Source organism: Listeria ivanovii subsp. londoniensis (genome assembly GCF_000763495.1).
GTDB classification, from domain to species: Bacteria; Bacillota; Bacilli; order Lactobacillales; family Listeriaceae; genus Listeria; species Listeria londoniensis.
Map to the genome: position 1 here is coordinate 684,697 of NZ_CP009576.1, position 14,610 is coordinate 699,306.

17 protein-coding genes and 1 riboswitch are annotated in these 14,610 nt (G+C 36.1%); of the genes, 9 read left to right on the forward strand and 8 right to left on the reverse strand.

Going from position 1 to position 14,610, the window contains the following annotated elements:
- Nucleotides 1-212 precede the first annotated feature (212 nt).
- Nucleotides 213-1,013: a formate/nitrite transporter family protein gene (locus JL53_RS03260; RefSeq protein WP_003718723.1), complete on the forward strand. Its 801-nt coding sequence runs from the start codon at nt 213-215 to the stop codon at nt 1,011-1,013.
- 37 nt (nt 1,014-1,050) lie between these two features.
- Here JL53_RS03260 and metX read toward each other — a convergent pair whose 3' ends face one another.
- Both metX and JL53_RS03270 read right to left on the reverse strand, forming a co-directional pair.
- Nucleotides 1,051-2,157, reverse strand: coding sequence for a homoserine O-acetyltransferase MetX (gene metX / locus JL53_RS03265; protein WP_038406754.1), 1,107 nt, complete (start codon nt 2,155-2,157; stop codon nt 1,051-1,053).
- Nucleotides 2,158-2,173: 16 nt separating this feature from the next.
- Complete coding sequence (locus tag JL53_RS03270; protein WP_038406755.1) at nt 2,174-3,451, reverse strand: O-acetylhomoserine aminocarboxypropyltransferase/cysteine synthase family protein; 1,278 nt, start codon at nt 3,449-3,451, stop codon at nt 2,174-2,176.
- A gap of 107 nt (nt 3,452-3,558) precedes the next feature.
- Nucleotides 3,559-3,659: riboswitch (SAM riboswitch) on the reverse strand.
- A gap of 238 nt (nt 3,660-3,897) precedes the next feature.
- On the opposite strand from JL53_RS03270, the gene JL53_RS03275 reads away from it, so the two are divergent.
- The 3 genes from JL53_RS03275 (at nt 3,898) to JL53_RS15295 (ending at nt 5,891) form a co-directional block, all read left to right on the forward strand.
- A complete protein-coding gene (locus tag JL53_RS03275) occupies nt 3,898-4,425 on the forward strand; it encodes an HdeD family acid-resistance protein (protein WP_003718725.1) in 528 nt (175 codons plus the stop codon).
- A 72-nt stretch (nt 4,426-4,497) separates the two neighbouring features.
- On the forward strand, nt 4,498-5,052 hold the full coding sequence (locus JL53_RS15815) for a helix-turn-helix domain-containing protein (RefSeq protein WP_038406756.1): 555 nt from the start codon (nt 4,498-4,500) through the stop codon (nt 5,050-5,052).
- Complete coding sequence (locus JL53_RS15295; RefSeq protein ID WP_232002132.1) at nt 4,935-5,891, forward strand: IS3 family transposase; 957 nt, start codon at nt 4,935-4,937, stop codon at nt 5,889-5,891. Before JL53_RS15815 ends, JL53_RS15295 begins: the two co-directional genes overlap by 118 nt.
- A gap of 156 nt (nt 5,892-6,047) precedes the next feature.
- On the opposite strand, the gene JL53_RS03290 is transcribed toward JL53_RS15295, so the two are convergent.
- The 3 genes from JL53_RS03290 to JL53_RS03300 form a co-directional block, all read right to left on the reverse strand.
- Entirely contained in the window at nt 6,048-7,361 is a 1,314-nt protein-coding gene (locus JL53_RS03290) for an LPXTG cell wall anchor domain-containing protein (protein WP_038406758.1), read from the reverse strand.
- A 162-nt stretch (nt 7,362-7,523) separates the two neighbouring features.
- Entirely contained in the window at nt 7,524-8,225 is a 702-nt protein-coding gene (locus JL53_RS03295) for a Crp/Fnr family transcriptional regulator (RefSeq protein WP_038406759.1), read from the reverse strand.
- A 75-nt stretch (nt 8,226-8,300) separates the two neighbouring features.
- Nucleotides 8,301-8,849, reverse strand: coding sequence for a biotin transporter BioY (locus JL53_RS03300; RefSeq protein WP_038406761.1), 549 nt, complete (start codon nt 8,847-8,849; stop codon nt 8,301-8,303).
- 193 nt (nt 8,850-9,042) lie between these two features.
- Here JL53_RS03300 and JL53_RS03305 point away from each other — a divergent pair, with 193 nt between their 5' ends.
- The 4 genes from JL53_RS03305 (at nt 9,043) to JL53_RS03320 (ending at nt 11,658) form a co-directional block, all read left to right on the forward strand.
- Nucleotides 9,043-9,375, forward strand: a complete 333-nt coding sequence (locus tag JL53_RS03305) for a PadR family transcriptional regulator (RefSeq protein WP_003718732.1) — start codon at nt 9,043-9,045, stop codon at nt 9,373-9,375.
- Nucleotides 9,368-9,958 carry an HAAS signaling domain-containing protein gene (locus JL53_RS03310; RefSeq protein ID WP_038406762.1) on the forward strand — a complete coding sequence of 197 codons (591 nt, stop codon included), beginning with the start codon at nt 9,368-9,370 and terminating at the stop codon, nt 9,956-9,958. Before JL53_RS03305 ends, JL53_RS03310 begins: the two co-directional genes overlap by 8 nt.
- A complete protein-coding gene (locus tag JL53_RS03315; protein ID WP_038406763.1) occupies nt 9,951-11,051 on the forward strand; it encodes a DUF4097 family beta strand repeat-containing protein in 1,101 nt (366 codons plus the stop codon). Before JL53_RS03310 ends, JL53_RS03315 begins: the two co-directional genes overlap by 8 nt.
- A gap of 106 nt (nt 11,052-11,157) precedes the next feature.
- A complete protein-coding gene (locus JL53_RS03320; protein ID WP_003718735.1) occupies nt 11,158-11,658 on the forward strand; it encodes a GNAT family N-acetyltransferase in 501 nt (166 codons plus the stop codon).
- Nucleotides 11,659-11,704: 46 nt separating this feature from the next.
- On the opposite strand, the gene JL53_RS03325 is transcribed toward JL53_RS03320, so the two are convergent.
- The 3 genes from JL53_RS03325 to JL53_RS03335 form a co-directional block, all read right to left on the reverse strand.
- Complete coding sequence (locus JL53_RS03325; RefSeq protein WP_003718736.1) at nt 11,705-12,091, reverse strand: hypothetical protein; 387 nt, start codon at nt 12,089-12,091, stop codon at nt 11,705-11,707.
- A gap of 51 nt (nt 12,092-12,142) precedes the next feature.
- Complete coding sequence (locus tag JL53_RS03330) at nt 12,143-12,487, reverse strand: magnetosome magnetite crystal formation protein family (RefSeq protein WP_003718737.1); 345 nt, start codon at nt 12,485-12,487, stop codon at nt 12,143-12,145.
- Between the two features lie 150 nt (nt 12,488-12,637).
- Nucleotides 12,638-13,978: an MATE family efflux transporter gene (locus JL53_RS03335; RefSeq protein ID WP_038406764.1), complete on the reverse strand. Its 1,341-nt coding sequence runs from the start codon at nt 13,976-13,978 to the stop codon at nt 12,638-12,640.
- A 167-nt stretch (nt 13,979-14,145) separates the two neighbouring features.
- Between JL53_RS03335 and JL53_RS03340 the strand changes: the two genes are divergently transcribed.
- Nucleotides 14,146-14,607: a MarR family winged helix-turn-helix transcriptional regulator gene (locus JL53_RS03340; protein WP_003718740.1), complete on the forward strand. Its 462-nt coding sequence runs from the start codon at nt 14,146-14,148 to the stop codon at nt 14,605-14,607.
- Nucleotides 14,608-14,610: the final 3 nt, after the last annotated feature.

A 14,610-nucleotide genomic window follows, 5' to 3' on the forward strand; every position in this document is an offset into this window, starting at 1 on the left:
AATCTATTCTCTTTTTTTGTTTTAAAAAGCTGTAAATCGGGAAATAAAAACAAAATAATCACTAAAATTTGTCCAGATAAAATTTTTCTTCAGATGGTAACGCTTTACTTATTTTTATTTTCTGAAAGCTATTTTCATAAAATTAAAAACATGCTACAATGAACAAGTTGTGATTTTCACAAGAATAATTCTTTATTTGGAGTTGAAGTAACTTGGATGTAGAAAGTAGTCCATTAATGCAGAAAATTGATTATAGTACGCGCAAAAAAATTGATTTAGTAAATAATAGTATTCTTCGTTATATTGTGCGCGCCATGTTAGCATGTTTATTTTTAACACTTGGAACCGCTGTTGCTGTTATGATTGGTGATAAAGTCGATCATTTCGCACCAGGACTTGGAAAAATTGTCTATGCCTTTATGTTCAGTTGGTCGCTTGTAATGATTATTTATATGAACGCCGAACTTGGAACTTCTAATATGATGTATATGACAACAGGTGTGTATCAAAAAATTATCAAACCAGGAAAAGCGTTGCAAATTTTATTCTTATGTATTATTTGTAACTTACTTGGTGGAATCTTGGCTGGGTATTTAGTATCCTTAACGTCTGCATTCCAAAATTTACCAGCAGATCACTTCTTGTTTACTGCAGTTACGGGCAAGCTGGAAAAAGCACCACTCGAAATTTTTGTTGAAGGTATTTTTGCCAACATTGTTGTAAATACGGCCGTGCTTTGTACATTACGAATGAAGGATGATGCTGGGAAAGTTATTGCGATGATATTTATTATTTTCATCTTTGCTTTCTTAGGATTTGAACACGTTATCGCCAATTTCTCTTCATTCTCGTTAGCGTTTTTCGCATCAGGCGGAACACTTGCTGCAATGACAGTCGGAAATGTTTCTGTCAATTTAGTACTCGCGCTATTAGGGAATTTTGTAGGAGGAGGCCTCGTTATCGGTTTAGGGTATGCTTGGCTTAACCGAACGAAATCCATTTATAAAGATTAATAAAAAAGATAGCTCAGAAATTTCTGAGCTATCTTTTTTAGGCGTTTTTCACTGGTAAATTATTTAAAAATGTTCGAATTAATGGTTCGAATTTTGGGACCTCTTTTTCTACTAAAAAGGCATCATGACCGTATTCAGAAGCGACTTCGTGATAAGTCACAGGAACGCTCCACTGCTTTAAAAGTTCATACCCATGACGCAAATCATGAATTCGAAAAAGTTGATCGGTTGTGATACCAATTAGTAAGTAGGGTATTTTAATTTTTGAAAAAGTTGGTAAGTCATCTTTAGCAGGAGAAGTAACGTCAAATAAGTCGATTGCTTTCGTTAAAAACAAATAACTATTTGCATCAAATCGCTCTACAAAAGTATCCCCTTGGTATTGCAAATAAGATTCAATTTGGAAATGTTCTTTGGAAAATGCAGTTGGAGAACTCTCAGCAACTGTAAACCGTTCGAATCGCTTGGAAAATAGCTCACTCGTTCGGTAAGTCATCATGCCAACCATTCTTGCAGTCGCTAGCCCGCCCTCAGGTTGACCAATATAATTGCCACCATTAAAATCAGGATCATTTAATATTGCCATCCGCATAATTAGGTTATAGCCAATTGCATCAGGACCAGCTGCAAGCGGAGAAGCGATATTGACAATACTATCAGTAATATCCTCATAATCAATCGCCCACTGAGTTGCCTGCATACCACCCATCGAACCACCAATAACAGAAACAATACGCGCGACACCTAATTGTTCTAAAAGCTCACGCTGCACCTTAATAATATCTTTCATCGAAAAACCTGGAAATTGAAGACGATATGGTTGATCCGTTTTTGGGTTAATGGAAGAGGGACCTGTTGTGCCACTACAACCTCCAAAAACATTCGTACAAACCAAGAAATATTTATCTGTATCAATCGTTTTCCCTGGTCCAATATAATCATCCCACCAACCAGGTGCATCATCTTCATAGTGTTTGGCGGCATGTGCTGTTCCGGTAAGTGCATGCTCTAGCAAAATACAATTATCTCGTGATGCTGATAATGTTCCATATGTTTCATAACCAACCAAAACGGGACTTAAGGTTTCTCCGTTTTCAAGTAGAAGAGGACTTTTTTGAAATAGTTCTTTTTGTTGTAAGGTCACTTCTCGTCACTTCCCCCTATATTTGCTTGAGTGCTTGTGTTAAGTCTTGGATAATATCATCCGCATTCTCGATTCCAATCGATAAACGAATTGATTCTGGTTTTACGCCAGCTGTAAGTTGTTGCTCTTCACTTAATTGTTGGTGTGTAGTAGATGCAGGATGGATAATCAGTGATTTTGCATCCCCGACATTCGCTAAGTGGGAGAATAAGTTAACGGACTCGATTACTTTCTTCCCAGCTTCATAACCACCTTTAACCCCAAAAGTGAAAATAGAGCCAGGACCCTTTGGTAAATATTTTTGCGCTAAATCAAAATATTTATTTTCTTTTAATCCAGGATAGTTAACCCAAGCGACTTTTGGATGATTATTTAAGAAAGTTGCGACCAATTTGGCATTTTTTACGTGTTGTTCTAGACGAAGCGAAAGGGTCTCTAAGCCAAGGATAAGTAAAAAAGCATTGAATGGTGAAAGCGCTGCCCCTGTATCGCGGAGAAGGGAAACACGAAGCTTCGTAATATAGGCTGCTGCCCCAACATCATTCGTATATGATAAGCCATTATAACTATCATCTGGAACAACTAATTTGGGGAATTTGCCATTCGCCCAGTTGAACTTCCCGGAATCAATAACAGCCCCACCAATAGCAACTCCATGACCGCCGATAAATTTAGTAGCCGAATAGACAACGATATCTGCCCCAAAATCAAATGGACGATTTAAATATGCGGTCGCGAAAGTATTATCAATAATAAGCGGAATATCTGAAGCATGTGCAATCTTAGCAACTTTTTCGATATCAATAATGTTAATATCTGGATTTCCGATTGTTTCAACAAAGACTGCTTTCGTGTTTGCCTTTATTTCTTTTTCAAAATTTTCTGGCTCATTTGGGTCTACAAAAGTAACATCGATTCCGAAAGTTTTGAATGTATGAGAGAAAAGGGTATGGGTACCACCATATAATGTTGCTGCAGCGACAATGTGATCTCCAGAACCGGCAATATTTAAAATCGAATAAGTAATCGCAGCCATCCCAGAAGCGGTAGCAACTGCGCCAACTCCATCTTCAAGCAAAGTTAATCGTTCCTCTAAAACAGCGGTTGTTGGGTTCATAATTCGTGTATAAATATTTCCTGTTTCTTGTAAACCGAATAATGCCGCCGCATGTTCTGGACTATCAAATGTGTACGAGGTTGTTTGGTAGATAGGAACAGCTCTTGAGTGCGTGTCCACATCTGGTGCATGTCCCCCGTGTACTTGAATTGTCTCAAATTTATACTCATTGCTCATAAAATCCACTCCCCATCAAAATGTATTTATCAGTAGATTCCATCAAAAAACCTCCCTAGCAGTATATAAGCCGCCAGAGAGGATAAGATTCCTAAACTTGGATTTCCGACTTATCTTTCAGAAAATACTGCTGGAATTAGCACCGTGAATATATATTCCGGTTGCTAAGGCTTCAAAGGGCCAGTCCCTCCACCTTTCTTGATAAGAAAATACTATTAAATTAAGTTATATAATACGCTGGATAATCGAAATTGTCAAATAAGGGCATAAAGAAACTGAAATTCGCTCATTTTGTGTGAATTTTATGACATGGCAATGATTTAAATGCTTTTTTTGAAAATAAAAGGGTTTTAAATATACATTTTTAGGTTATTATAGTTAAGACTAATAATATTTCATTAAAAGTGAGGTTGAATTAGAACAAATTAAGGGAGTTGAAATAAAAGATGAAAACATTTACACGTATTCTTGTTTTATTAGCAGGGATTGCAATGATTGCACTAGGGATTTGGTTCTTATTCCATCCGGGGATTTCGTTACTAACCTCAACATTAATGTTTGGTTTCTTGCTACTAATTTCTGGTATCTTTCATACAGTTTCTTATTTCTCAGACAAGAAAATGCAGAAAGTTTCTGGTTGGGTTCTAGCTGATGGTATTTTATCTATCTTATTAGGTTTCTTGCTATTATTTAATGAATTTGCAGGTACAGCAACACTCGTATTACTATTTGGTATGTGGGTATTATTTGCTGGTATTATGCGTACAATTGGTGCGTTTACTGCTAAACAAAACAATGTTCAAGGATGGGGCTGGATTTTAACAATCGGTATCATTGGTATTATTGTTGGGTTTATCGCACTTTTCAATCCAGTTGTTTCCGCAATTGGTATCGTACTTATCGTTGGTATCTTCTTCATTGTTCAAGGTATCAGTGCAATCGCAACATTTTTCTTTATTGGAAAAGCCAACTAATAAAAAAACGAACCCAGTGTAGTGCGCCCCCAAAGTTAGACCAAAAAATCTAACTTTGGAGGCGTATTTTAATTGGCTAAATATGATGATGGATTCAAGAGAAAAGTAGTGGAAGCTTACCAAAACAGCGAAGGTGGTTATGGCACACTCGCTCAGCGCTTTGGTATATCACATTTTTCTCTGGTTAGAAAATGGGTGAAGATTGTAGAGAAACGGGGGTTTGAAGCATTACAAAGGCGAAGAACGAAACAACATTACACTTCCCAATTCAAGCAAAATGTCCTACACTATTACTTAAATAGCGGTGACTCTTACCTGGATGTTGCCTTGCAGTATGGTTTGCCTTCAGGGTATTTACTTCAAAGTTGGCATCAAAAATTTCTGCGAGAAGGCATCGAAGGTCTTTCACCAAAACAGAAAGGACGACCTTCGATGTCCAAGAAAAAGAAACAAATTCAGCCCAAGAAACCCATGACACGGGAACAAGCATTAGAACGAGAAAACGAATTATTACGTGCAGAACTTGCTTTTATAAAAAAGCTCCGCGCTTTAGGAATGGATGTCCCAGAACGACTCAAGAACGAGATGCCCGAATCATCCACGAACTCCGAAGTGAGTTCCGATTAACGATTCTTCTACAAGCCACAAAATTTCCTAAAGCGACCTACATGTATTGGCAAAAACGATTAGAACAGAAAAATCCAAATGCATCATTAGAGAAAAAGATTCAAGAAATTTTTGATGAGCATCACGGAAACTATGGCTATCGCCGGATTCAACTAGCGTTGAAGGCACAAGGAATAAAGGTCAATCAGAAAAAAGTTCGACGAATTATGGGTAAACTTGGGCTAAAAGGATCCAAGTTTATTCGGAAATCTCGCAGATATAATTCTTACAAAGGAACTATTGGACGAGTGGCAAAAAACCGTATTCGTCGACGTTTTTATACATCCATTCCTCATCAAAAAGTGACCACGGATACATCGGAATTCAAATATTACGAGCGTGATAAAAACAAGCAGCTAGTTATCAAAAAATTGTATTTAGATCCTTTCCTTGATATGTTTAACGGAGAAATTTTATCGTATCGAATTTCTGAGCGTCCCAACGCTAAAGCCATTATGGATGCCCAAAAAGAAGCGATGGACCGTACCGATGATTGCCCCTATCGTCGTACGTTCCACTCTGACCAAGGATGGGCTTACCAAATGAAAGCATACAAAAAGCAGTTAACCAAGCAAAACATCTTTCAAAGTATGTCACGAAAAGGGAATTGTTTTGACAATTCTCCGATGGAGAATTTCTTTGGACTGTTAAAGCAAGAAATGTATTACGGGGTAATTTATGCCAGCTTTAAACAATTGAAGCAAGCAATAGAAGATTGGATACATTACTACAATCATCATCGAATTAAAACGAAACTTGGTTGTAGTCCTATTCAGTACCGCGAACAGATGACCGCATAAAAAATACCAACCAGATTTCTCTGGTCGGCATTTGGTCTAACTTTTGGGTCTCACTACACAGTTGTCAAAATTGGGTTCGTTTTTTAGTTTTATTGAGTGAAATGATTTCCAAAATAAAGATAAGTAGCTATCTAAATCACTTGGATAGCTGCTTTTTTATGCTTGTTTTTTACGCAGCATAATCACCGCTCCACTTGCTAAAAGAAGACCAGCAAATGAGAGTGGAAGAGAGGTGGCATCGCCAGTTTTTGGTAATTTTTTTAATGTTTCTTTTTTATTTACAATTTTAATCATTGGTTTCACTTCTGACTTAGGTTCTAAAGGACGCAAGTTATGAATTTGATTTATAAATTCATCCAATTCATTATAGCTATATATCGCTTCTTCACTATAAGCAAATAAAGCTGCATAAGCAATTAGGCTAAATTCATCCCCCGATTTTAGGGGCTTTTCTAAAGTTAAGATAAAATCTCCATTTTCATCGGAGTATGTATCCGCAAGTATATTTCCATCAAGATCATTCATTTCTACTAAGGCATAAGGAGATGTAGTTCCATAAATAGTGGAAGCAGTACTCGTTGTTGTATTAAATGTTGGTGTTTTAAGTGTGGGTACATTATTGACTACAAGGTATGAGATGGATGCTTCTCTTTTGTTCCCAGCTGGGTCTGTCGCAATAATAATTGCTTCATGGTAACCTAGTGCAGTACTACGAGCTTCATGTCCTGGTTTGTAGGATAATTTGACCTTCCCTGAGTTATCAGAAACTTTAACAAAGCCACTGTAGTCTAGAGTGCCACCTTTTGGTATCACAGGTAGAATTGATTGAATTAAAATTGTCGGTGGAGTTTGATCTGTAACAGAGAAAGTGGCAACCAACTCTTCTATAACCTCCCCTTTAGTTGCGACAATAGTCGTTGTAAAGGAGCCAGTTTTTTTAGTAGAGGGGGCGTCAGATTTAAATTTCAAAGTTACGTCAGGTGCAGCGTCTACGAACTGATTTGGTTTAGGTTTAGAATCTTGGGCAATGATTGGTGTAGTTGTTTTTAAATTTGCTAGTGGTGTTGCTGCGTTTACAGTATAGTTAACGGTGAGTTCGGTTGATGTAGCATCATCAAAATTTACAACAATAATTGTGGAGTAATTTCCAGATGTAGTTGTAACTGGCTGTCCATTTTTAAAGGCAAAAGTTGGATTGTTGCTGTCATCATTAATTGTTACAAAATTACTTGCCGCTGAATTAACACCAATATCAAATGTAAGTCCTGCTTTTGCAATAACGGCATTTGGTGAAGCTTTTAAATTATTTTGTTTTTTTTCTTCCGGAGTATTTATTTCTGTTCCTTCAGGTGTTACAATAGTTCCCGTTTCTTTTGTCTCTTCTGTGTCTGTTGCATAAGCAGGTGTACTAATTGAAAAAGCAAAACCAAATGCTAATGTTAGTGCTATCCCTTTTTTTAAGTTCTTCATTTGCTGTCCTCGTTTCTTTATTTATGTAGTATAGTACTAATTAATTATAACTGGGGGAACTTTCAAAAGAAAGCGATAACATATTATTTATAAAATTATATTACAAAAATGTGACAATGAAAAAAGCACATATTCTTGTTGAATACATGCTTTTTAAGGCAACTATAAATATGACTTATATGTATTAGTTAAATTTTGCTTATGGGTTTCAAAATCGTTTATCCGCCAAGGCTTTGGTGATAAAGTAAGAATGCCTTCTTCCTCTAATTTACGTAAATTTGTTGCCACATAAGCGCGCGCTAAATTTAAATAGTTACCTAATATTTTTTGAGTAAAATAGTATGGGATAAGGCATGATCCATCTGATTCAATCCTACCAAAACGTTCGCCACAAGCAATTAATCCTGCTAATACTTTCTCGTTAGAAGGTAAATTGACATAAGCTTCTCGTTCTAAAATTGGTTGAATCATACTTTGCATTAATGCGTTCATTTGCCAAAAAACATCTGGGGAGCTTAAAAACTTGCCAAGCACATACTTACGCTCAAATTGATACACGCTAACTTCACTAATTGTCGTATAGTTAACAGGTGATTTAGCGTCACCTAGCATTGTAAGTGGCCCGATAGAATCTTTCTTTCCTAGGAAGCTAATAATGCTATCTTCTTTACATGTGTTTTTGCTCATGGAGACAACCCCTTCTTCAATTATATAGAAGTGGGTAGTTTCTTCTCCTTCTGTTAAAATCTTTTGGTTGCGTCTGAAGCGAATTCTTTTATATGGAAGAACTGCTTCATTAGAATCTTTTAACAAATCAAGTAAATCTGCGCTGTAAAAATTATTTTCCTCGTTTAATAATGACATAAACCGAGTCCCCTTTTCTCAGTATGAATCATTATTATTATATAGGAGAAAAGGTGAAATGTGTATTAATGGGGCTTATGAAGCTTTAAGTAGTTTTGCTTTGAGTAAACGGTCGCGAATCAGGATACCTAAAACGGCAGCAAAAACTGCTTTAATAATACCAGGAATTACAAATGGCACCATTCCTGTTAAAAAGGCAGTAGGCCAATCAAGACCTGTGCTAATTTTAAGCCATAGCACTCCAAATATAAGTGTAACTATTGCGCCTAAAATATTGGCAACAATGGCAAAAGGAACAGTGAATTTAGTTCTTTGCAGAAACCAACCCGTAAGAAGGGCGTTAAAAATAAAGCCAATAATAAAGCCGCCAGTTGGTCCAAAAATAATACCAATTCCTGCGGTCATACCTTGAAATACAGGAATACCAACAGAACCAAGAACAATATAAACTAAAACGGAAATCGTACCATGTCTAGCTCCAAGAATAGTTGCTGCTAGACCAACTGCAAAAGTCTGTCCAGTAAGTGGAATTGGACCAAGTGGAATGGCTACTTGAGCTAGTATTGCAATAATGACTGCAAAGAGTGCATCTACTACTAAAAATTTCAATTTCTGATCACGCATAAATAAATCTCTCCTTAATGTAAACTTATTACTAAAACAGGTTAACATTTATCGATTAGAAAAACAATACTATTTTTTTCGGTTAGTACCTTGCATTGAATACTAGTGTATGATAAACTATAGCAGTACTGAATAATATTTAGTAGTGACTTGTCATTACTAGTAGGAAATAATCCAGAATGGAGGAGTTAGCATGGAGGTTAACCCACAATTCAAAAAAGGTGTACTGGAACTTTGCTGTTTATTTTTAATTCAAAAGAAAGATTGCTATGGATATGAATTGGCCAATCAAGTCTCGAAATATATTGAGGTAGCAGAAGGTGCTATTTATCCCGTACTTAGAAGACTAGTCAAAGAAGAATATTGTTCTACTTACTTAGTGGAGTCAAATGAAGGACCATCAAGGAAATATTACCAACTAACCGTAAAAGGTGAGATTTACTTAAACGAGCTTATCTCAGAATGGAATAATTTTACAGATAGTGTTGCAAAACTTTTAACTGAGGGGGAAGCAGAAAATGAATAAACAAGATTTTTTAAATGAATTAAATCAACGTCTGGAATTGCTTGATTCGAAAGAGCGCAGAGAATTGCTTTCCGATTATCAAGAGCACTTCAGAAATGGACTAGCAGAAGGTAAGAGTGAGGAACAAATTGTTTTTGACTTAGGTACACCAGAAGAAATTGCAGCAGATATTTTGAATGAGCGCGATATTAAAATGGAACAAATGGATAATGATTACTATTATGTGCCAAGAAAAAGTCACCGTGGTAATAGATCGACAGGAATGCAAATATTGATAGGTGTAGGTTTGTTTTTCTTAGATATTTGCCTAATTATCCCAATCCTTATCTCACTTTGGGCGCTTTCAATTTCACTATGGGTGACTGTTGGAGCGTGCTTAGTTTCGCCAGTCCTTCTTGGCGTGGGACTTATCTTTGGGATGGGTTATGAAATGTATCAATTATTTGTTTCCATCGGACTTGTAGGACTTGGCTTAATGTTACTATATGTAGCAAGTTTATTATTCCAGTTCGTAAAAAAAGCAACAATTGGAATCATTGAATGGCATAAATATGTAGTAAAAGGAGGCGGAGAAAATGCCTAAACGTCACTGGAGAAGCAAACTAATTTTCGCTGGTTTAGTATTATTTATTATTGGAGCAATTGGTGTTGGATTTACAATGAAGTCTGGAGAAATGATTGAAAAAGGACAACCGCTTACGAAAACTTGGGATTTAGCGGATTCTGACATTAGTAAGATTGCTTTTTCTTCCAGTCGTGATACATTAATCGAGTGGAAAAAAAGTACATCTGGAAAAAATTATGTAGAACTTAGCGGTAATTATTCTAAGAATGACAAAGAAGACATTGAGAAATTAAAAGCTGCATCAACGGATGGTACTTCTTTTGATTTAACCGTACCAGAAGAGAATGTTTGGTTTAACTTCGGGAAAATATATGCATATGGGCAACAAAAATTAACCGTTTATTTAACAGAAGACACAAAATTAGAAAACTTACAATTAAAATCCAATTCTGGAGATATGAGTGTATCTAATTTCAAAGTGAATAGTTTTGTTAGCACAACAAGTTCTGGTGAGTTAAAAGTAAATAAAATAGAAGCAAACAGCGTGGAAGCTTCATCTACTTCGGGAGATATCGAACTCGCAGATATTAAAGCAAACACTTCCCTTGAAACTAGCTCTGGAGAAACGACAATTACTAATCTAACTGGAAATCTAGAAGTGAACGGGAATTCAGGAGATGTAACAGCTTCAGGCATCAAAGCAAACAATACCAAGATTGCTGTAGAATCTGGTGAAATCGAACTGACAAATAGTAACATCGCTAAATTAGGGACACTAACTTCAAGTTCAGGCGATATTTCTACTCTTGATACAAAAGGTAAACTGCATGTGGAGTCAAGTTCTGGTTCGATTGAGTTAGAACGCATAACAAATAACCTTAAAGTGAAAACTAACTCAGGAGATGTGGATGTCTCATTTGTCAATCCGGCAAAAGATATCCAAGTATTTACGGACTCAGGAGAAATTGACATACAATTACCGACAGACTACAAAGCAATTTATGAAGTAAATACAAATTCTGGATCAATTAAAAAGCCAACAAGCAATACAAACACCGAAAATCGAGTAACTGTAGATTCAAGTTCAGGCGATATTACCATCGAAAAATAATAAATTTTGTGCGCTAATTATTCCATTAGCGCATTTTTTTTGTAGGAAAAGGGTAAAGTCAGATAAACTGTTTTATCAATTTATGTAATTGGAAGGAGAATGAATAATGGACTTTCAGATTAGAAAAGCAACTAATTTAGATGCGGAAGCCATTCAACACGTAGCGATTACATCGTGGCACCATACCTACCAAGAGTTAATTCCAAATGATGTTCAAGATGGCTTTTTAGAAAAATATTATAATGTGGAAACACTTCATAACCGTATTTCAGCGACTCCTTTTGCTGTTTTAGAACAAGCAAATAAAGTGATTGGGTTCGCAAATTTTATTGAACTTGAAAAGGGGAAGAGTGAGCTTGCAGCATTTTATTTATTACCAGAAGTGACACAACGAGGGCTAGGTACCGAACTTTTAGAAGAAGGGATGACTTTATTTCATGTGCCACTCCCAATGTTTGTTAACGTGGAAAAAGGCAATGAAACAGCTATTCATTTTTACGTGGCAAAAGGTTTTGTCAAAGTAGAAGAATTTACCGAAGATTTTTATGGCTATCCATTAGAAACGATACGAATGAACTTAAATCATCATGCTTTTGAAGAAGAATAAAAAAATGTCTATTCTAGTTGAAAAATCAATTAGGATAGACATTTTTTTATTTTGTAGCAGCTTTTCCACTAGCACGATTTCCGCCTCGCAAGAAAAAGAAAATGATTGCTAAGATTGCCATAATAATTCCACCAAGGATCGATATGCTAATAGAGGTAACCATACCGGAAACTTGAATGATACTTAAAATTATAACCGTTACAACAACTCCATAAGCAAACCCCCAGAGACTAAAAGTTAAATAGTTCGCTTTTTTACTAAAACCATAAAAAATTTCTCCAAGTGTAGAAGCGATTAAAATAACTGGTGCAGCAAAAAGAATTGCGGAAAAAACAAGCTGCGGTGTCACATTTTCATAAAGAATAGTCTCAATTAAAAGTGCAGAAAAAATACCTAAAACAAAAATGGATAAATAAGCTAAAATAAAGCGCATAAAAAAACCTCCTAAAGTACACTATATTATAGCATAAAATAGGAAGTTCGATTAACATCTAGCCCAGTTATCCTCTGAACGCTTTACGATGCAACTAACACCTCGAATCAAATTGAAAAGTAGAATAGTCACATTAAGAACGACGATAAAAAATACAGTAGCTAATGATAAGAAATGAACAGTGTCTGCACTATTGGTACTAAAAGGAACATAATTATAAAGGAGAATTGCAACACCCATTCCAATAACAAAAGTCCCTTGTGTTAATAACGCCCATTTGGCATGATGTTTTATTTCTTTATTTCTATTGGTAAGCCAAATAAGACATGGCGTAATAATCGGACCGAAAAAAAGACTGAAATAACTTAATGCGCTAATTATTTTTTTATCTAACATGTGATATCTATCCTTTCGTTTGTTTATATATTTAGTATAGCGGGGAAAGAGAAAAGGAACCATCGAATTAGGTGACGATATCTAAAGGAAGATGACAGTTTTGTCATATAAGAAAAAAAGCCCCTTCGAAAAAATCAAAGAGACATTTCTTTATATGATAGATTTTAACGACCAAACTTTGCTTCGCCACCTTCTGTACATTAAAACAGCACGAACCCCTTCATCGATAATGTAAGCCAGCCAAACACCGACAAGTCCAAGGCCTGCTGAAATTCCTAGTACATATGAGAACGGCAAACTAACAATCCACATCACAATCAGACCACAGATGAATGGAAAACGGACATCACCCGTAGAATTAAGACTACTGATAATAATGATATTGGTTGCACGACCAAGTTCAAGGAAAATGGAAAGTAAGAATAATTCTTTTGTCATTGTGATAATTTCTGTATTTGTTGTAAATAGTCGCATAATTGGTTCAGCGAAAAGATAAATCGAGACACTGACGAAGATAGCGACGACTAAACCAATTTTCCAACTACGAAGACCTTGTCTATATGCTTTATCAATTTCTTTTGCCCCAACAGCACGCCCGATAATTATTTGTGAGGCTTGACCGAGTGCGATTGCAAATAGAGCGACGAATTGACTAACAGTAGAAGCATAGACTTTAGTAGTTAGTGCTTCTGTGCCAAGAATGGCAATAATTGCTGTAACAACAAGCTGAGAACCTGCATAGGACAAATTTTCACCAGCAGATGGAAGCCCAAGTCGTAAAATCGAGTAAAGCAGCTTTTTTGATACTTGTTCCAATTTTTTGAAATGGAAAGTATAACCGATGTATTTTTGTAACATCAAAATGGCAAGCACCATTCCGATAAAGTTAGCGATAGCTGTAGAAATACCAACACCTGCTACACCATAATCTAAGTAGGCAAGTGGACCATATAGGAATAAATAGTTACCAACCACATTGATAATACTGATGGTCACAGGGACTAAAATGGACTGCCTGACATAACCGTGTGCTCGAAGAATTGGCAAGATGGAAGCATGAATCGCAATAACAACCGAACTTCCGCCAATAATTTCAAGAAATGGCGCGCCAACCTCCACTAAATGAGGAGCAATACCCATCCAAGTAAGAAAGTTTTTCGACATAAAAATGAAAATAACACTCATCACAAGTCCAATTAAGAAAGCGACCACTAAGCCATTTGTAATGACATTTTCGATTTCTTTATGTTTTTTCGCACCAATCATTTGCGCCACGATGATTTGGACCCCAACACTGATAAAGCCATAAATAATGATGGAAATAACCAGAATTTGATTGGCAACCCCTGTCGCCGCGACGGCATCATCAGAATAATGACCTAGCATAAAGACATCAATATAGCTAATCATCAGACGTAAAAATTGCTCTAAGAAAATTGGCCAAGCAAGCGTAAATAAACTAAGACTTGCGACCTTTTGTACGGAACTCACATTTTCCCCTCCCTTCTGATTTATACACAATTAAAGCCATTATAAGGCAATTAAAGTTAAAAGTATAGATTAATTTCAAAATGCACTCAAGATATTGCTTGACAAAAAAAGAATAACTCATATAATTAGTTAGGTAAACTAATTATATGACAGAAAGAAGTGGAGAAATGTCTTCCAAAAATCAAGACTTAGGGCACTCGGTTATCAAGGCTTTTATGAATTTTAAGCATGCTGAATTAAAGAGTTTTCAAATCCCAGGATATAGTAAATCTGAGACTAGATTTATTTTTATTTTGTCACGTGGCCTTAAAAGTCAAGGACCTAAAATCCGTGTTTCCGATCTTGGTCATATGCTTCGAATTTCGAAACCGAGCGTAACGCAAATGATACAATCGCTCGAAGGAAAAGGGCTCATCAAGCGTGTGCAAAACCCAGATGACAAGCGTTCGATGTATGTAGAACTCACAGATCTTGGCGCAGATGTATCGAAAAAAATGCTGGATGAGTTTCAGATTAGTTTTGAAGATATGCAAGAATTTTTGGGAGAAGAAGACATGACGAAATTGATTACGCTCTTAGAGAAACTTACAGATTACTTAAACGCAAAATCCGAAAATAAGGAGGCATAAACC